Source organism: Armatimonadota bacterium, from assembly GCA_013314775.1.
Classification (GTDB): domain Bacteria; phylum Armatimonadota; class Zipacnadia; order Zipacnadales; family JABUFB01; genus JABUFB01.
The window spans coordinates 301,985-319,836 of the sequence record JABUFB010000005.1; the positions used below are offsets into that span (position 1 = coordinate 301,985).

Sequence of the window (17,852 nt, forward strand, 5' to 3'; positions counted from 1 at the left end):
CCCGGGGAGCACCCGCCTCCCGGGGTCTTTGGTGACTCGCGCCTGTCGCGCCGGCTATTTGGCGCTACCGCCTCATACGACAACCGCATTTGATGCAGAAGGCGGTCGGGCGGGGGTTGAGTTCGCCGCAGTCTGGGCACGGGACGGAATCGGCGGGGACGGGAGACCGGGCAGCCCTTGCCCAGCTTGCGCCATGGTCGCCGCAGGTGGTTTCAACGGAAGGCACCGGGGACGCCATCGCCGGAGCGATGTCAGCTGCATCGAGCACGATCTCCGGTTCCTTCTCCTCGTCCTCATCATCCACAAACTCGACTTCCTCAAATACCCGCCGCGAGGTACGGATGCGCTGCAGGTCTCCCATCGCTCCGTGCAGGTCAGGGTCTGCCTTGAGCGCCTGCTTCAGCGTCTCCTCGGCGGCCTCGTACTCGCGAGCGTGTTCGTAACACAGGGCCAACAGATGGAGTAGTGATGGATCGTCGGCGCGCAGTTCCAGCCCGCGATCAACGTAACGCCGGGCCGCCCGCCACCGTCCCAGGCGGATCAGCAATTGCGCCGCGCCGGAGAGCGCGAAAATGCTCCGGGGGCTCAGCTCCAGCACCCGCTCATAGGCTGCAACGCCCTGCTCCAGGTGGCCCAGGGCCGCCAGGGTCACCGCGTGGTACGTGCAGAGCTCCACATTGTCCGGCCAGCGTTTCAGTGCGCCTTCGATGATTGCCAGCGCCCTGCCGGGATTGCCCGAGTTGAGGTGCGAGCGTGCAGCGATGAGATGGGGACCGATGCCCGCGCTCGGCCTTGAAAGTCCCGGTGGCAATAACACGCTCCCCGCCGGCGCCTCCGCTCTCCCCAGGGCGTCTGAAACCGCGTCGCTGATCGCCGCCAGGATTTCATCCGACGTCTCCGTCTCCAGCGTCGGCTCTACCACTAGCCCGTCATCCTGAACACGCAATACCAGGCGCGAGAGAGGATTCTCGCCCAGCGCCGCACGCAGGCGCTCATCCTCGGCCAGAGCAGTGAGGATCCGCAGCAGGTAGTCGGCGGCGAAGGAGGGGCCGCCCGGGGTATCACTCATCACACTCGCCGCTCACTCATGCGCTCGCGCCCTCAAGGTATTCTTCGAGTGCGCACAGAAGTTGTCGTTCGGCTTCGGTGCGCAGGAGATCGGCGGCGCGCTGACCCATTATGTCCAGCATGATATCCTCTTCGCCGATCTTCAGCATCTCGATCACCAGTGGCGGAAAGAGCGGGATCGCAGCCAGCCCTTTGTATGCCCTGAACCCCTCCTGCCAGGGCATGTCCTGCACTATCTCCCGCACTTGCCCAGCGGCGTCATCCGGGAGGACCTCGGCCGCCTCCTGCAGCGCGCGCGGCACGGGCACGCCGGCGCCCACCATCACCCCGAGGCCCAGGCAGAACAGGGACACGCGCACCATCGGCGCCGTGTCCTGCAATGCCTGCTCGATGACCTGCTCGCACCCATCGGCACTGCTCCCCTCGCGGCCCGTGGACAGTCGCGCGATCAAGCGGTAATGCTGCAGCCGCTCGTGAAGGCGCAGGTCACTGTCGATGAGGTCCGCCCACGCCGTGAGGGTCTCGTCCATCACGCCGCCGACTTCTCCTGCCCGCGCCAGGTAGCGCGCCGTCGCCGAAAACCAGTCCGGGTGCTTTCCCATCGCCTGGCTGAGTGTCTCGCCTGTGTCGAGGCGGCTCAGGATGTCGAGTAGCGCTTGGCGGAACTCCGGTTCTGGAGTGTTCTCTTCCAAAAGTCGGAAGCACTCGGTCAGGTTCACCCCGGACCGAAGAAGCACCGCCAACCTGCGGGCGAAGTTCGCAAGCGTGACTCGTCGCCGGAGCTCAGAAACGTTTGGCAACGGGAACACCTCCAGGGTTATTTCAGTCGCGCTATAGCCTGCGTTTTCTGATCCAATACCGGTCCTTTGTGACATGAATGGCACGGAATGCTTGGCAGCGAGCTATTGGTCCGACGGGTCATAGCTGACCCGGATGACTTCCTGCGCCGAGGTGATGCCCTGGTTGATCTTGATAAGCCCGTCGTATTTCAGGCTTTTCATGCCCGTCCTCAAGGCGATCTGCCGGACTTGCGCCCCTGTGGCCCCATTGGTGATGGCCTCGCGGAGTTCGTTGTTCATCACCATCAACTCGTACAATGCGACACGGCCCGAGTACCCTGTATTGCGGCATCTGGTGCAGCCCCGGCCCTTGTGGAACTGGATCTTCTTCGCCTGCTCGGGGCTGAGTTGCAGACGCTCGAGCTCGACGTCGGTGGGCATGCACGTCTCGCGGCAGTGAGTGCAGATGCGCCGGACCAGCCGCTGGGCCAGGACGCCGATGAGCGATGAGGCGATGATATACGGCTCAATGCCGATGTCGATGAGACGCGTCGCCGCGCTGGGGGCATCGTTGGTGTGAAGGGTAGTGAGAACCAGGTGCCCAGTGAGAGACGCCCTGAATGCCATCTCAGCGGTCTCCAGGTCGCGGGACTCACCCACAAGAATAACGTCCGGGTCCTGGCGCAGAATGTGTCTTAGGGCCCGGGCGAAAGTCAGGTCAATGCGGGGGTTCACCTGGGTCTGAGTGATGTTCGCGACCTCGTACTCGATGGGATCCTCGACGGTGGTGATATTCCGCGTCTCATCATTGATGGCATGGAGCGCGGCGTACAAGGTGGTGCTCTTCCCGCTACCCGTTGGGCCCGTGACCAGGATCATCCCCTGGGGCATGCGGATCAGTTTCTCGAATTCGCGCAGCACTTCGGGCGAGAACCCCAGTTGCGTCAGGGAGACCAGCACTCGGCTGCGGTCAAGCAGGCGCATGACGACCTTCTCCCCCCAGAAGGTGGGAAGGGTCGAGACACGCAGATCCACGATAGTGTCCTCGATGGACGTGGCGAAGCGCCCGTCCTGGGGCAGGCGCGTCTCGGAAATGTCGCAGTCGGCGAGAATCTTGATGCGCGAGACCACCGGTGCGTGCATATCCATGTCCAGCCGGGCCTGCTCCATCATGCGCCCGTCCACCCGAAACCGCACCTTGAATTCTTCAGCGCCGGGCTCGATGTGGATGTCGGAAGCCCGTTGGCGGATGGCCTCCGCCAGCAGTTTCTGCACAATCTGCACCGTCACGCCCTGGTCGACTACGTCCGCCAGGGAGCGGTCGGTCCCGGGGCCGAAGCTGTCCAGTTGCTCCGCCACGCGGGTGTCGAGCCGCTTCGCAGTGGCCGCTGTGTTCACCTGGGAGACTGCCGCTTGGGCGTAGTAGCGGTCGATGGCCGCCATCAGCTCCTGCGGGTCCACCTCGATGGCCTCCACGCGCCTGCCCGTGCGGGCCCGGATGGCATCCAGGGCGAAGACGTCAGTCTTGTCGGCCATGGCGACTACGAGCCTCTGCTCGCTGATCTCCAGGGGCAGCACCCTGTGCTCTTCAGCCAACACTTTCGGCACTTCCCGGAGCGCTTCCGGGTCCACGTTATAAGATTCCAGCGAGGACTTCGTGGGTCGCAAGGTGCGTGGCCCGCGCCCCGATGCTCCTGCGGCGGTCGAAGGTGCGGGGCTCGAGGGAGCAGGTCCTACCGGCTCATGCGGCGTCTCGGGCTCCGGGTCCTCGCCTACGGTCTCAGCCACGTCCGCCAGGTCGCTGGTGGTCACGTGGCCGCTCTGGATCAGGGCCGCGATGAGACTGATGCCTGACCGTTCGGCGGTCTCCTGGGCTGCAGCGATCTGCGCAGGTGAAACCTTGCCCTGGGCCACCAGGGCCTGAGCAATCTGCGACTCGCGATTGGATGCCATTGAGCGTTCTCCTCGGCGGTGCGATGGGTGTCCACTCGATGCTGTCTGACTGCACAAACAGTTCGACTGGTGCCCGGGTTTTCCTTCCGTCCAGCACGAGGCCAAGGAGATGGCGGGCATTTCGGGGAATGGAGAGAGAACTGACACTCTTCATAGGGGGAGGTCGCGCCGATGGGTGCCTTCGATGACATCCTTTCTATGCTTCAGAATGCTGGAGCCGAACACCGTGTCATGGAGCACGAGCCGGTGCGCACAAGTGAGCAGGCCGCGCAGGTGCGGGGCACGGAACTCGGACAGGGCGCGAAGGCACTGGTGCTCGAATGCGGCGATGCCCTGGTGATGGCGGTCATATCAGCGGCAAAGCAGGTGGACTTCAAAGCGCTGAAGCGTGAACTCGGTGAGAAACGAGTGCAGATGGCATCGCCCGAAAGGGTCTTTCAGGCCACCGGTTGCGAGCCCGGCGGTGTCCCGCCCTTTGGCCATCTCTTCGGGCTGCGGGTGATCCTGGACCCGGCCTTGCTCGAGTATGAATGGATCGACTTCAACGCCGGCGAGCGCACGCGCTCAGTGGAGATGCGATCCAGCGATTACCTGCGCCTGTCCGGGGCGGAGATAGTGACCTTCGCCAAGTAGCCGTCAGGACGTATCACGGCACGCGTATGCGGTATTGGAAGGCTTTTCCGTCGTGTCGCAGGACAAGTCTTCCGTTCCGGACCGCTGCATCACAGGGCGTTTCGGCACCCTCATCATTCAGGGCCCACACCGTGACACCCTGGGCCGGCAGGCCGAGCTCCGCGGCGTTCAGGCTGGCTTCGAAAGGCCTGCTGTCGGGCAGTGGCGTGAGCGCAAACCCGTCCGGCGTTTTTTCAAGACGGAACGCCCCATCCGTCACTGCGACGCCGAAGTCCACCTTTGTGCCCTCCGAGTTGAAGCGTGATGGCTCCCGCGGGCCTGCAGTCGGCGGCGGAATGAGGGAGACGCCGGCGACCTGGCCGTTCTCGCGCCGCACCACGAGCGTACCCATCAGGACGGCGTCGCTGCCCATCCCCGCCCCCACCGGCCCACGCAGTGCGAGCCGGCCTCTGCCATCATACAATCCGACTGCAAAGCGGTATTCGCCTTCCGCGTCCTGCGGGATCTCCTTGACCCTGGTGTAGCGTATCTCGCCCTGCCATCTGTCTGTTGTCGGGCTGGGTCGGTGGTCGTCCTGGAAGGCGATCTTGTCGCGGCGCTGCGAGGTGTCGGAGTAGAAATGGACGAAAACCATCATATCGCGCGGGGCCGCCTCTTCGGCGTCCCAGACCAGGTCATAGGAGACCTTGCGGTCGCCCAGGTACCGGAAGTTCTCAACATGCGGCTCGATGCGTGCCCGGCGATCGGGATCATCGGTCCGGGCATTGCAGTACCAGTATCCCGGCGCGGTGGTGCTCTCCTGCCAGATGTCCCCATCCCGGTGCATTTGGCAGGTGAGATCGCGGCCCAGCACCACATACCCGTACTGCGGTAATGTGCGGCCCTCCACAACCCAGTCGCGCTCGCCCCGGTTCACGTACACCTTTGTCCCGTTGTCCCACGTGACGATCATCCGGTGGATGTCGCCATCCACGAACTCCACGCGCTGGATCGCCCGCAAGGCCAGGTTCCGAGCCACGGGCTGGGCGAGCCAGTACTTGCGCACGGCATCCCGGCCCCAGCTGGGGCTGTCCACCATGAGCGCATGGCCGGTGAGAATCTCGGCGGAGATATAGTCATCCGAGTTGATCCCGTGGTTGATCCGGTCCAGTCCGCCCTGGTAACGGTCCGAGTAGCCGACTCCGTGCTGGATGAACCGCGCGTGGTTCACTGCGTCGAACCACGGGACCCGCTGCCAGTCGTCGCATGGCGCGTAGATCCGGAACCGATCGGGCTTAGCGGACAGTGCAAGGTGCTGCGCATCAGCCCCGTCCAGGTATCCCGTGAGCTGGTCGTGTCCTGCCTCGGAGGTGGTTGGCGCGTTGTTGCCCAGAAAGTCGCGGATGTATGCGAAGGCCTCGCCCCACATCTGCCGCGTTTCCGTGGACGGGTGGAAGTTCCCGGCGCGGTCGTAATAGTCGAAGCACCCCGCCGAGGTGAACACGTCGATGAAGTAATGGCTGGGCGACACGCCCTCCTTGATGAGCGACAAGTTCCGCGCGAGAAATGGCATGAAGCTGTCGGGGCGCCACCGGTATGACTGGGCCTCGCGGCCCTCATTCAGCCAAGCCTTGATCGGTTCACCGCTTCGTGTGAAGCAGATGTTGTCATAGGTGTAGCCCGTGGCGTCGGGATAGAAGTCGATGTAGTTGTCATGCAGGCCCCACGGGATGTCCGCCGAGTCGCAGACTTGCCCGATCTTGCGCATGTCCTCAATCGTGCCCAGCGCTGGATTCGGCGGCCAGATGTCAGGCAGGCGGTAGTCGTAACCCCAGCGCTGCCAGTTGTGCACGGTCAGGAAGCTGTCAGTGAGGCCGTAGCGAATCATCTCGCCCATTTGGTCGGCGATATCGGCGTATCGCCCGCCCCAGATGTCGAAGCAGAACCGTCCCGCGAGCCGTTGCACGCCTCCGGCCGGCGGTTTGTCGTAGATCGGGCGGTAGCGCACCGCACAGTCGAATGCCCCGCTCTCCCCGGCGACCAGTGTGAGCATCCCGTTCATGTGAGTATGCAAGGCGTAGCGCCTCGAGTCCGGGTTCACGTCGAAATAGTCCGGCGGTACGTCCACCGCCTGCAGCAGTGACAGGCCGCCCTCGAAGTCGCAGCCCACGTGGCTGGTGGAGAGATTGTGCCCGCCGAATCCCGCGCGGAAAGCCTTTGGATTGCGGATGGCGTACCCGTGCCCGTAGTAGATCACGGGGGCGATCCGATCGCAAGGACCCAGGGCGAAGTCGGTCACCCGCTCGGGGCAATCCCAGGCAATGCGCAGACCGTCCTCCTCCTTGTACACGGTGAGATTCAGGTCGATCCGTCGGCCCTCCCTGCGCAACTGGTGGGAGTGGACCGCCCGGCCGTTCTCCATTCGCGTGGAGTAGTCCAGGAACTCGATGGACGTCGGCCAGTGGACGGCGGGCTGCCCGAGGATCTCAAGGGTGAAGCCGTCGAAGCTCACGGACGACCGTCGGCCCACCAGTGTTAGCGTGCCGTCAACGATGCCGCGCTCCGAGGGCGTGAGGACCACCGCCACGGCATTGTCTCCCTCGCCCAGCAGGAACGTGAATCGGTCATCGGCCTTCAGCGTGCCCTCGACAATCCTCCGCCCGGTCTGTACCGCCTCCTCCGTCGCCTGCTGGAAGCTCACCTTACGCGGCGCAGGCGGGGCTCCCGCAACCACCATTGGCTGGGCCCAGTAAGATGAATCGCAGGATGTGTTCTGATTGGGTCCCGGGTGGCTTTCGAGTCGCAGGAGAATGGTCTTCCCGGCGAAGGCGCCCAGGTCGGCCTCGCCCGGCACCCAGACTTTCGCGTCGGTGAAGTTCTCGTAAATGACCCTGGAATCCGAGCCGCCGGGGTCTGTCCCTGCCCACACTCGGAAGAGAACGCCGTCACTCAGGGGTTCGGTAGGAGTGCTGTCGCGGATGGCATTGGCGAAGGTGACGCGGAGCGGGGCGGTGTTCGGGAGCGTTACCAGCCAGTCGCAGAATGCAGTGCCGGCCTTGGGACTCCACGGTGGATGGATATTGATGCAGGGCCGGGCATCGCCGCGACTGATGGTCTGGACACCGACCGATGTGCGGCTTGCGCTGTCACTGCCCAGCCAGCCCGCCGGTTTGTACTGCATCTCGCCGCCGAAGAACTGCCAGACGACGCGGTGAGTGCCCAGCGTCCACAGGGGCAGGGCACCCCGTGCAGGCACGATGTTAGGCTCCAGTGGCGTCGGCACGAGGCTGTTGCTGTCTGTCCGGGTGAACCTGGTGGTGACAATCCGCACCGCGTGGGCCTTGCGCCAAGCTCCAGCCTGCTGGAAATCGGCATACACGTGAACCGGGTAGAGCGCGGAGTAGCAGCCCTTCCCGAAAGCCACCTGGAAAGCCACTTGCGCCCTGCCCCCGGGTGCCACCGAGAACGGCTTGTGGCTCTCGCCGATCACCCGCGAGTCATCCACCATGTCGCGCACAGAGAGAGTGCCTTCGATGCGCTCTGCGCCTGTGTTCTCGAGGTCCACTTCAACCTGCGCGGGCGCGTCGTAATTGGTGATCTCGGGCAACTCCTGGATGAGCAGCTTCAGGTCACCCTCAGTCACCTCGTGACCGTTCCAGGCGAAGCAAAGGCCGGATGTCAAGCAGGTCAAGATGATGGCTGCGTGTCTCATGTCACTCCTCCAGGGGGCAGTGGCTCCGTATCGGGTTTCGGAGCGATTTCGTGTAGCTTAGTTACCTGTGACCCGAAAGTCGCATTGGACGGTGGGCTCCACAGCAAGCCTCGGCCGGCATGTAGCAGGCCGAACACTGCTCTGACGAGAAATGGCACTCGCCGAGGGCCCGCTGTGGGTTACTGTGGTCAAGTTCGCCCGCGAAGTCGATGCGTCCTGCACTCCGGGGCCCTGCAAACCGAAGTGCGTTCGCGGGGCAACCCCGGGGTAGAATGAAACGTGACGCGAGCATTAGCAATCAGGAGGACAGTGACATGGTGACCAACAGGCAGACATTCATGCTCATCGCCCTGATCACCTCAAGCTTCGCCCTGGCGCAGGACAGCTACGAACCGCCGGAGGGAGGCGGCGAATGGAGCTATCTCACGGTGCAGCTCAGAGGGACCGCGCTGGATACCGATGCCGTGGGCAAAGCCGTGATTGCCTGCAATATGACCGAGACTTTCCACCGACTGCAGCTCGCCGCCGAGAAATTGGAGCCCAATGGCGTTTATTCTGTCTGGGTGGTGAAGTACGATCTGGAAGGGAAGAAGGTGCTCCGGCAGTTGCGGATCGACCGACCCGACCGGCGCACCACCGCGGACCGGTTCGGCAAACTGGCATTCGCGTCCAATGTGAGTTCCTGCGTGCAAACGGCGTACTCTCATGTTGAGGTGCGGCTCCATCCGGACAAGAACCCGCGGAACATCGCGACTGCGAAGGCGGCGCTCATGGGGCCGATCTCACGGCTCGTCACTCCCGAGTGACGCGGTCTACAGTCGCTTGCGGAAGGCGGCCATTCCCAGGAGCACGAGGGTCAGCGCGAAGACAGTCAGCAGGAGCATCTGCGGCCATAGGACACTGATGCCTATCCCTTTGAGGAACACGCCGCGCACGATCTCCAGGAAGTACCGGAAGGGGATGAGGTAGGTCACGTACTGTATGGCGAGCGGCATGTTCTGGATCGGGAACATGAAGCCGGATAAGAGCACGGAAGGCATGACCAGCAAGAAAGCCAGAATCTGCGCTTCCTGCTGGGAGCGAGACAGGCCGGAGATGAGCAATCCCAATCCCAGGTTGCTCACCAGAAACACAGCGGCCATTGAGAAGAGGATTGCGAGGCTACCCCGAAACGGTACGTGGAACCAATTGATCGCCACGAGAAAGACGACCCCGGAATCTATGAAGGTCATGATGCCGAAGGGGATCATTTTGCCCAGGATCAGTTCGCTGCGGCGCAGCGGGGTGACCATGAGTTGCTCCAGGGTACCGGTCTCACGCTCTTTCACGATGGCCAGGCCGCCGAGGTTGACCGTGAGCACCAGCAAGATCAAGCCAAAGACGCCGGGCACCATGTAGTTGATGCTGCGCAACTCCGGGTTGTACCAGACGCGCGGCTCGGGACGCAGAATGGGAGCAGCTGCGCCGAAGGTGCCGTCCGTGCGCGCCAAGCGGGTGCTGATGCCCGCGGCGTGTTCCTTGAGCAGCCCCGTCATGTACCCCGCCGCCACTCCCGACGTGTTGGAGTCCGACCCGTCCACGTACAGGCCAATCTGCGGCGGTCTGCCACGGCCCAGGTCGCGCTCGAAATCCCGCGGTATGTAGACCCCGAGTTGGGCGGTTCCCCTGAGGAGCGCACCCTCAATCTCGCGCGGGTCATCCGCAACGCCGACCAGTCTGAAGTAGTAGCTGCTCGCGATTTCCTCGGCGACCCGGCGGCTTTCCGGGCCGCGGTCGGCGTCGCAGATCACCACCTTCACGTGATGCACGTCGCTGGTTGCCGCGTAGCCGAACAGGATGAGCTGAATGATAGGCGCAACCATGACCAGCCGGATCGTCAGCGGATCCCGGCGGATCTGGATGAACTCCTTGCGGATGATGTAGGGAAGACGGGTCATGGTTCTCCCCGACAGAATCAGATAGGCTCAGAGTTGCTTGCGGAATCGCTTCGCCGCAAGGGTCACGATGGCGAGAGTGAAGACAAGCAGGATGAGCAGGCTGCGTCTGAGCACTGCAAAAGGCGCGGCTTTCAGGTAGATGCCGCGAATCACGATCAGGAAGTGGGTAGCCGGGACCAGGTTCGAGGCGATCTGCAGGGCCTTGGGCATGCTGGCGATGGGGAAGCTGAACCCCGATAGAAGCACCGCCGGCAGCAGTGTGGCCAGTGTTGCCATGAGGATCGCCAGGCGCTGGGTGGGTGCGATGACCGAAAACAGCAGCCCCATGGACAGGGACGCTACCAGGTACAGCACGCTCGCCGCAAGCAGAAGGGGAATGCTTCCGGCGGGACTCACGCCGAAGACCAGCCTGCCGGTGGCGATGGACAGGAGAACATCCGCGAAGGCGATGCCCACATACGGGATCATCTTGCCCACAAGGATTTCGGGCGCCTGGGCGGGGCTGGTCACCAGGGTCTCGAAGCTGCCCCATTCGCGTTCACGCACGATGCAGGTGGAAGTGAGCAGGCCGGCGAGAATGCTGAGCAGGATTGCGATGAGGCCCGGCACGATGAACTTGGTGCTCTCAAGGCCGGGATTGTAGAGAACTGTGGGGTGGACCGTGAATGCGGGAGACAGGCTGACTCCCGCCGCACGGGCGAATCGCGCGGAGTACTCGGCCGACCAGTCGAGGAGTGCGCCCTCGACGTACGCCACTGCAACATTAGCGCGGGTGACGTCGGCTCCGTCCAGGACGACCTGCACTTCAGCGCCGCGCCCTGCCCCGAGTTCTCGCTCCATTCCCGGCGGGATCACCATGACAAAGGTAACCGCGCCACGATCCAGCAGGTCCTGTATGCGGGCGCGGTCGCGGATAACCTCGATCAGGTCGAAGTATCGGTTTTGGCGGAACTGGTTGATCACATCCCGAGATGTGTCGGAACCATCGAGATCGTGCACGGCGAAGGGGATATGGTCCAGGTCGAAGTTGATGCCGTAGCCATACACCAGCAGCAGCAGCACGGGCAGGGCAACGATGACGAACAGGCTGCGAGGATCGCGCAGATTGTGGATCCATTCGGCCCGGGCGATTGCGGCGATGCGGCGCATCATCCGCGACCACTCCCCACCGTATCCGGGCGCTCGCAGGTTCGCGCCAGGGAGACGAACACATCCTCCATGGTGGGGGAGACGCGATGGACGCGGTCAACGGTTACGCCGGCGGCTTTGAGAACCCCGGTAACCAGCGCCACAGGGTCCTCAATTTCGGGGGCGCACTCGGCGTGAAGGGCATCCCCGTATAGCGCCACCTCGGCAATTTCGTCGCGTCCTTCCAGCGCGTCTAGCGCCGACCAGACCGGGTCGGCGCGGATTTCCACCAGGTTCTGAGCATGTTCGCTGCGCATCTGTTCGGGCGAACCTTCGGCGATGAGCCGCCCATAGTGCATCATGGCCAGGCGCGTGCAGTGTTCCGCCTCGTCCATTACGTGAGTCGTCACGAAGACCGTAGTGCCATGGTGGGCGAGATCGTCGATCTGCTCCCAGAAGAGACGCCGGGTGAGGGGATCGACCCCGCTGGTCGGTTCGTCGAGGTACAGGATCGGCGGCTCATGCACCATGCTGGTTCCCAGAGACAAGCGCTGCCGCCAGCCGGTGGCGAGGGTCTTGGCGAGACGGTCGCGCACCGGGCCGAGTTCGAGGCGCTCGAGGATGCTGTCGATCCGTGCCCTTGCTTCTCTGCGGCGGACCCCATACAGGCCCGCGTAAAACTCCATGTTCTCGGTCACCGTCAGATCGTCATAGAGAGAGAAGAACTGGGGCATGTAGCCGATGTTTGCGCGGACGCGCTCGGGGTTGTGGGCCACGTCAATCCCGGCGACGCGCGCACGGCCGGAGCTGGGCAAGAGCAGCCCGCAGAGAATGCGAATAGTGGTGGACTTGCCGGAACCGTTGGGGCCGAGAAATCCAAAGACCTGACCCTCGGCAACCTGGAAGCTCACGTCGTCCACAGCGACGAAGCTGCCGAACTTGCGGGTCAGGTTCTCAACCTCGACTGCGAACGAGATGTCAGGTCGTCCTTTCTGCCCCGGCCAACTTTCCGTGTCTCTCGGCGACCATGGTCATGAAGACATCTTCCAGCGATGGCTCGGTCTCTTGGATGCGACGGCAGTCGACCTGTGCATCCGCCAGGGCCTTGCGGATTGGCTGCGCGTCGGCGCCCGGGCGCATGAGCACGTGGAGACGATCACCGAAGACCTCGACCCCTGCGACTTCCGGGCAGGCTTTGAGCGCCTCGCGCGCGGTGCGTTGTGGGATGCATGAGACCTCGTAGATGGCGCCCTGAATCGCCTCCCGCAAAGCGGCAGGAGTATCTGCAGCGATCACCACTCCCTCATACATGAGGGCGACGCGGTTGCAGCGCGAGGCCTCGTCCATATACGGGGTGCTGATGAGCATGGCGACCCCCTGGCGCGGGAGGTCATAAAGAATCTTCCAGAAATCTCGGCGCGAAACGGGATCGACGCCTGTGGTGGGCTCGTCCAGGAGCACGACTTCGGGCCGATGGATGAGGGTGCACAGGAGAGAGAGCTTCTGGCGCATGCCACCGGAGAGTCGCCCCGCTTGACGTGCCCGGAATGGCTTCATGTAGGTGATCTCCAGCAATTCCTCGCGCCGCTCCTCCCAGGTCCCGCGTGGAACCCCGTACAGGTCGGCGAAGTAGCGGATGTTCTCGTCCACAGTGAGGTCCCGGTGGAGGCTGAAGCGCTGGGGCAGGTAGCCGATGCGCTGCTTGACTGCCTCGGGTTGGCGCAGGACGTCATGTCCAGCCACCTGCGCGGAGCCGGACTCGGGGCGCAGGATGCCGCAGAGGATGCGCATGGTCGTGGTCTTCCCGGCGCCGTCGGGACCGAGCAGGCCCACGATTTCGCCGGTGCTCACCGTCAAGTCCACACCAGCGCAGGCGACGACTTCGCCGAAGTTCTTGCGCAGCCCCTTCGCGGCGATGGCCAGAGCGGAGCTCACGGGGCTACCTGTCCTTCGGCACTGGCTGCGAACTCCACATCGGCGGGCATTCCGGGTTTCAGCAGCCCGTCCTGGTTATCAACGGCAACTTCCACTGCAAAAACCGTCCGAGCGCGCTCTTCCTGGGTCTGCACGTATTTCGGCGTGAACTCTGCTTCGGTAGCGATGTGCCGGACCGTTCCGGGGAATCTGACGTCGGGCATTCCGTCCACAAGGACTGAGGCGGGCTGCCCCAGGCGGATGCGGGGCAGCAGAGGCTCCGGCACGTAGACGGTGACCCAGGTCTCGCTGAAGTCCACCAGGCTTACCAGTGACGACCCGGGCTTCACTACTTCCCCCGGGCGGACGTACACCTCACTGATCGTCCCGGCGCGCGGGGCGGCGACGGTGAACTTCTCCAGGTTCGCTTTGGCCGCAATGAGGGCCGCTTGAGCCTGCGCGAGCTGAGCTTGCGCAGCTTCGGCTTCCTGCTTTCGGATGTCTACCTGCCGCTGGTTCTCGCGGGCAAGGAGCAGGGATGCCTGGGCCTCGCCCACCTGCCCACGTGCGGTCTCGATGGCGCCCTGTCGTGATCCGGCGCGGACGAGGCTGAGTTGAGCGAGGGCTGATTCGTAGCTGGCCCGGGTCTGTCGCACAAGGGCGCGGGCCTGGTCGATGTCCTCCTGCCGAGGGCCCTTACGGGCGAGGGTCAGGGCCTCGGACGCGCTGCGTTGCCGAGCCAGCGCCTGATCCAGCTGGGCCCGGGCCGCCTGAACCTGGTCCGGCCTGGGGCCTGCGCGCACCAGGGAGAGCGCCTGTTCGGCTGCGGCGAGGTCGGCGTCTGCCGCCTCGTATGCAGCGGTGGCGCGGTCCAGTTCCTGCTGGGACATGGCGCCCTGAGCGACCATGGAGACCACGCGGTCGTAGTCCTTCCGCGCCTTCTCCCGGGCGGTGCGGGCCTTTTGCACCTGGGCGCGGGCTTGCTCGATCTCTTGGTCCCGGGCACCGGCCTCAATATCGGCGAGCTGCGCCCTGGCGCGGTCAACGTCCGCAGATGCTGCCTCGTAGGATGCCTCGGCCTGGCGAATCTCCTCAGGGCGCAGGCCGGCTTCCAATTGCCGAAGTCGGGCTTCTGCTGCTTCCATAGCTGCACGGGCCTGGCTGGAATTGGCTTTCGCAGCGGCGATCTCCTGGGGACGTGAACCGGACTGCACGTCTCTGGAGCGTGCCCGGGCGGTGCTCACACCTGCTGCCGCTCTTCTCACGTCGCCCGATGCGATGCCCTGCTGAAGCTGCAGCGCGGCCATCGCGCGATCAAGATTGGCCCGGGCTGCTTCCACTGCCGCCTCTGCGCGGGCCACCTCGGCAGCACTCGCCTCGCCAGCAACAGTGGCTATGAGGTCATCCTTGTCCACACGGTCGCCCTCGCGCACTTCGCAGACCAGGACGGTCCCCGGTACTTCGCTGGCGATCTCGATGGTGCGAGCCTCCACGATTCCGCTGGCGCGTATGGGGCCGTTTTCGTCGGCACGCAGGTTCCGAGTAGCGCGGACAATCAGCGTGCCGGCCCCGGCGAGCACCAGCATGGCCAGAATGACACGCAGCGGCACCGGGATGGGCCTGATGGGCGCGCGGTCACTCATCCGCCGACACCAGCCTTCCAAGACCTTGGATGCCCGACAGGAGAATGGTCGCGAGTTCCTCCGCGGTGACCCGTAACGCAGCGGCCTGGCTCGGGGCGATGGTGGGCCACAGGACCCCCCAGAAGATGACCTGCGCCTGGAAAGTGCGGGCGGCGAGGCGCAGTTGTCGCGGGTCGGTCATTCCGGGGGCCAGACGCTCCGTGAGTTCCGCGATGAAGCTGTCCAGTTGGGCGACGATCTGATCTTCCAGGCGCGACGCAAGTTCGGGGTCAAAAAGCGCTTCGCTGATGAGGACTTTCACGAGATCGCGATGGTCTCGAAGGAAGCCGAGGCGCTCTTCGATCACCGCCACCAGCGCATCATGCGGGTTGAGACCATCGATGGTCTTGAGATACTCGCGGGCAAGCCCCATGCCGTGCTCGAGGAAAGCAGTGAGTATGTCGCGCTTGCCCGGGAAGTAGAGGTAGAGGGTGCCGGGCGAGAGGTCTGCTTCGGCAGCAATGTCCTTTACGGTGGTGGCGTGATAGCCCTTGCGCGCGAAAGCCCGCGCGGCAGCCTGGATTATCTGGCAGCGGCGGTCGAACTCGGCGACGGGGGTCTGATCGCGCAGGGAATCGGCTGCGGGAGGCATAGCGGGCTCCGGGGCCGACGGAATGAATGAACGTTCATTCATTATGCACGCGACGGCGCGGAAGTCAAGTCGCGATGACTGACGCGGGCCACCCGGCGGCCATGCGGGTGGGATGCGGCCGTTCGGGCCTGTCCGCTGCCGGCGCGGGGTCATTCTCTCGGGACGATGAAATACAGCGCCCGGCGGACCTCCTCCGAAGCGAACCTTGCGTCCCCCGGTGTGACACTGCATTTGGTATCCCAGGAAACGATGCCGGGCTTCGCGTCCTGGGGAACGGTCAGGCTGAGTTGCACCGTGGTCTTTCCCCGCGCGGGCAACGTGATCTCGTGGCGCGGTGCCGCGCCATGCCACGGATGCGGGGTGCCCAGAATGACGACGGTCTCGCACTCATATTCGCTGTCCAGATGCACCTGCCAGGAGACAGTCTCGCCGCGCTTCACGTGAACCATGCTGGGTTCCAGGCGCATGAGCATCCGGGGAGCGATGGGCGGATCAAGCCTGCGCTGGGCGGCGAAATGCAGGGGCGCAGATGAGAACAGGTAGCGCGGGTTCTCGTCGATGGGCAGAACACGCCTGCCCTCGCGGAGGATGGGCAGTGGGCGCTCTTCACCCATGAGCCCGACCACGCGCTGGATCTCGCAGCCCTCGGCAGGCTCCAGTTCACTCTTTCCCGCGCTGTCCCAGACCGCGGTGACGAAGCGATCACCGAACCGGCACTGGACCCCGTATGCAGGCGCCTTCAGGTCAGGCAGGAAGCCCTCACAGGTCGCATCGCTCAGAAGGCGGGTCATGTTGCGGTAGGCATAGTAGGCGGGCTTGGGGTTGCCGTACCAGTCCACGATTCCGAAGTTGTGCTCAGCGTTGGTGGGATCGGTACCCTCGTCCTGAAAAGCGTACCAAAAGATGCGGCGGATGCCCAGCGCGGCGAGAATCAGGTGGTTGCGCACCACGTACCGGGCTTGCTGCGGGTAGCTGGATGGGGGCATCCACCAGAAGCCCTCGTGGGTCGGGTGCCCGGTCTCGCTCACAATCAGTGGGCGGTCGGAATCGCCGAACTCGGCCATGACGGCCCGGCATTGCGCGACACTCTCGATGAGGGTCTCCGGGCAGCCCAGACGGCCCCCGACCGGCGTGGGGGTGGACACTTTCGGGTACGGATGCAGGTCAAGGGCATGGATGGCATCCTTGAGGCCGGCGCGGTAGCAGTCGCGCAGGTAATCGGAGCCTGGACCGAAGAGTTCGCCACCGATTGCCGGGCCGGCGAGAAGCATGAGCGGGTCGAATGCATCGGCGGCGGCCTTTGCGGGGACGAACTTCCCGACGAACTCCTCAGGGAAGGTGTCCTGGAAATCCGGCTCATTCTGGGTGGCGCTGACCCAGACTCCGGTCTCGCGGGTGAGTTTCTCGTAACTCGCCGGTTCCGTGAAAGTGGCGAAGGGCAAGCTGCTCAGGCCGCGATCCACGAAGAGATCTGCCCCGGAAGGTGCTGCTGAGAACCAGCGGACATGCCGCACGCCCGCGTCCTGCAGTAGGACGAGCATGCGCTGGGTGTTACCGGTCTCGTCGAGGTGTGGCTGGTGCGCGCCACCGCCGCCCGGGTAGAAGTTCATGCCCCACAGGTCCGACATCCGTCGCACTTCAAGAGGGTGGGGGAGCCTCACAGAAAGGCTTTGGGAATGGGCAGCCGCGGGTTCTCCGCCGACAGCTTCGGCCTGCAGTTCATATTCGCGGTCGGGCTTGAGCCAGGTCACGATGCCGGGGGAAGCGGTAAAGCACTGGGTTTGCCAGGTTCCCGCGCCCCGTTCGCGAAACCGGATGCGGGCATATCGTGCCCCCGGCGGAAGCTGCTGCCAGTCTGCGCGAACCGATGAGTAAGTGTTCTCCCGTACACCACAGGAGAGTGCTTGCCCGGGGGCCAGCGACGCTTCATGCAGGCTCTCCGGGATGCCCCAGACGTAGAGTTCGCGCAGAAGGCACTGGTGGGCGCCGGGCTTCTTCTCAACGGTGAGGGTAAGAGAGTCGGCAGGCCCTGCGGATGGCACTTGCAGCGATGACTGCGAGCCCCAGACGATGGCGTCATCAGTGCCGCACAGCAGCACGGCGTCCTGATCCAGGGAGGCCCAGTCCGTCTCTGTCACCGGCGTCTCGCCGCGGGTGAGAGCCGCCTTCATGCGCCCGGCGGCATTGTACGAGCGCTGCGGGTCATTGTAGACCACGAGGTCGATGTGGGTGACGCGCACGGGTTCGGCGAATGTCAGCGTGATGGGGCCGCCGGGCCAGCCGACGGAGAGCGCGTCACGGTGGGAGCCATCCGCCAGCGCCGCGGCGATTTCGGGCGAGAATGTCACGGGCACCGCGAGGTTCCTGTTGCGACGGGCATTGCCGGTGAGGCAGAGCTCATCTTCGGCGCAGGCCGAGGACGCGATGAGCAGGGCTAGTGCGAGACAGATCAGACTGTTGCGGGCGGTCATCATG

13 protein-coding genes are annotated in these 17,852 nt (G+C 64.3%); 2 read left to right on the plus strand and 11 right to left on the minus strand.

The genetic code is table 11. The annotated features are described in order from the left end of the window. Window positions 1-64: 64 nt before the first annotated feature. The 3 genes from HPY44_05540 to tadA form a co-directional block, all read right to left on the minus strand. Window positions 65-1,069 (minus strand): tetratricopeptide repeat protein, encoded by a 1,005-nt coding sequence (locus HPY44_05540; GenBank protein ID NSW55455.1) that lies wholly within the window; start codon window positions 1,067-1,069, stop codon window positions 65-67. Between the two features lie 16 nt (window positions 1,070-1,085). Continuing rightward, a complete protein-coding gene (locus HPY44_05545) occupies window positions 1,086-1,868 on the minus strand; it encodes a type II secretion system F family protein (GenBank protein NSW55456.1) in 783 nt (260 codons plus the stop codon). Window positions 1,869-1,970: 102 nt separating this feature from the next. Next, window positions 1,971-3,800, minus strand: a complete 1,830-nt coding sequence (gene tadA, locus HPY44_05550; GenBank protein NSW55457.1) for a Flp pilus assembly complex ATPase component TadA — start codon at window positions 3,798-3,800, stop codon at window positions 1,971-1,973. Window positions 3,801-3,971: 171 nt separating this feature from the next. Here tadA and HPY44_05555 point away from each other — a divergent pair, with 171 nt between their 5' ends. Then, entirely contained in the window at window positions 3,972-4,433 is a 462-nt protein-coding gene (locus HPY44_05555) for a hypothetical protein (GenBank protein NSW55458.1), read from the plus strand. Between the two features lie 13 nt (window positions 4,434-4,446). On the opposite strand, the gene HPY44_05560 is transcribed toward HPY44_05555, so the two are convergent. After that, window positions 4,447-8,124 carry a hypothetical protein gene (locus HPY44_05560; protein ID NSW55459.1) on the minus strand — a complete coding sequence of 1,226 codons (3,678 nt, stop codon included), beginning with the start codon at window positions 8,122-8,124 and terminating at the stop codon, window positions 4,447-4,449. 314 nt (window positions 8,125-8,438) lie between these two features. Here HPY44_05560 and HPY44_05565 point away from each other — a divergent pair, with 314 nt between their 5' ends. Then, window positions 8,439-8,930 (plus strand): hypothetical protein, encoded by a 492-nt coding sequence (locus tag HPY44_05565; protein ID NSW55460.1) that lies wholly within the window; start codon window positions 8,439-8,441, stop codon window positions 8,928-8,930. 6 nt (window positions 8,931-8,936) lie between these two features. On the opposite strand, the gene HPY44_05570 is transcribed toward HPY44_05565, so the two are convergent. The 7 genes from HPY44_05570 to HPY44_05600 all read right to left on the minus strand — a co-directional run bounded on the left by HPY44_05570 (window position 8,937) and on the right by HPY44_05600 (window position 17,851). Continuing rightward, complete coding sequence (locus HPY44_05570; GenBank protein ID NSW55461.1) at window positions 8,937-10,061, minus strand: ABC transporter permease; 1,125 nt, start codon at window positions 10,059-10,061, stop codon at window positions 8,937-8,939. 27 nt (window positions 10,062-10,088) lie between these two features. Then, complete coding sequence (locus HPY44_05575) at window positions 10,089-11,213, minus strand: ABC transporter permease (GenBank protein ID NSW55462.1); 1,125 nt, start codon at window positions 11,211-11,213, stop codon at window positions 10,089-10,091. Further along, window positions 11,210-12,166 (minus strand): ABC transporter ATP-binding protein, encoded by a 957-nt coding sequence (locus tag HPY44_05580; protein NSW55463.1) that lies wholly within the window; start codon window positions 12,164-12,166, stop codon window positions 11,210-11,212. The genes HPY44_05575 and HPY44_05580 overlap by 4 nt, the downstream gene beginning before the upstream one ends. Window position 12,167: 1 nt before the next feature. Then, window positions 12,168-13,124, minus strand: coding sequence for an ABC transporter ATP-binding protein (locus HPY44_05585; protein NSW55464.1), 957 nt, complete (start codon window positions 13,122-13,124; stop codon window positions 12,168-12,170). Continuing rightward, window positions 13,121-14,746: an efflux RND transporter periplasmic adaptor subunit gene (locus HPY44_05590; protein ID NSW55465.1), complete on the minus strand. Its 1,626-nt coding sequence runs from the start codon at window positions 14,744-14,746 to the stop codon at window positions 13,121-13,123. Before HPY44_05590 ends, HPY44_05585 begins: the two co-directional genes overlap by 4 nt. Then, window positions 14,739-15,377 (minus strand): TetR/AcrR family transcriptional regulator, encoded by a 639-nt coding sequence (locus tag HPY44_05595; protein ID NSW55466.1) that lies wholly within the window; start codon window positions 15,375-15,377, stop codon window positions 14,739-14,741. Before HPY44_05595 ends, HPY44_05590 begins: the two co-directional genes overlap by 8 nt. 149 nt (window positions 15,378-15,526) lie before the next feature. Continuing rightward, window positions 15,527-17,851: a hypothetical protein gene (locus HPY44_05600; GenBank protein ID NSW55467.1), complete on the minus strand. Its 2,325-nt coding sequence runs from the start codon at window positions 17,849-17,851 to the stop codon at window positions 15,527-15,529. Window position 17,852: the final 1 nt, after the last annotated feature.

Coding starts and splice junctions, on each gene's coding strand:
- HPY44_05540 (NSW55455.1), bottom strand. CDS start 1,069: ATGAGTGATACCCCGGGCGGCCCCTCCTTCGCCGCCGACTACCTGCTG.
- tadA (NSW55457.1), bottom strand. CDS start 3,800: ATGGCATCCAATCGCGAGTCGCAGATTGCTCAGGCCCTGGTGGCCCAG.
- HPY44_05555 (NSW55458.1), top strand. CDS start 3,972: ATGGGTGCCTTCGATGACATCCTTTCTATGCTTCAGAATGCTGGAGCC.
- HPY44_05560 (NSW55459.1), bottom strand. CDS start 8,124: ATGAGACACGCAGCCATCATCTTGACCTGCTTGACATCCGGCCTTTGC.
- HPY44_05565 (NSW55460.1), top strand. CDS start 8,439: ATGGTGACCAACAGGCAGACATTCATGCTCATCGCCCTGATCACCTCA.
- HPY44_05570 (NSW55461.1), bottom strand. CDS start 10,061: ATGACCCGTCTTCCCTACATCATCCGCAAGGAGTTCATCCAGATCCGC.
- HPY44_05575 (NSW55462.1), bottom strand. CDS start 11,213: ATGATGCGCCGCATCGCCGCAATCGCCCGGGCCGAATGGATCCACAAT.
- HPY44_05590 (NSW55465.1), bottom strand. CDS start 14,746: ATGAGTGACCGCGCGCCCATCAGGCCCATCCCGGTGCCGCTGCGTGTC.
- HPY44_05595 (NSW55466.1), bottom strand. CDS start 15,377: ATGCCTCCCGCAGCCGATTCCCTGCGCGATCAGACCCCCGTCGCCGAG.
- HPY44_05600 (NSW55467.1), bottom strand. CDS start 17,851: ATGATGACCGCCCGCAACAGTCTGATCTGTCTCGCACTAGCCCTGCTC.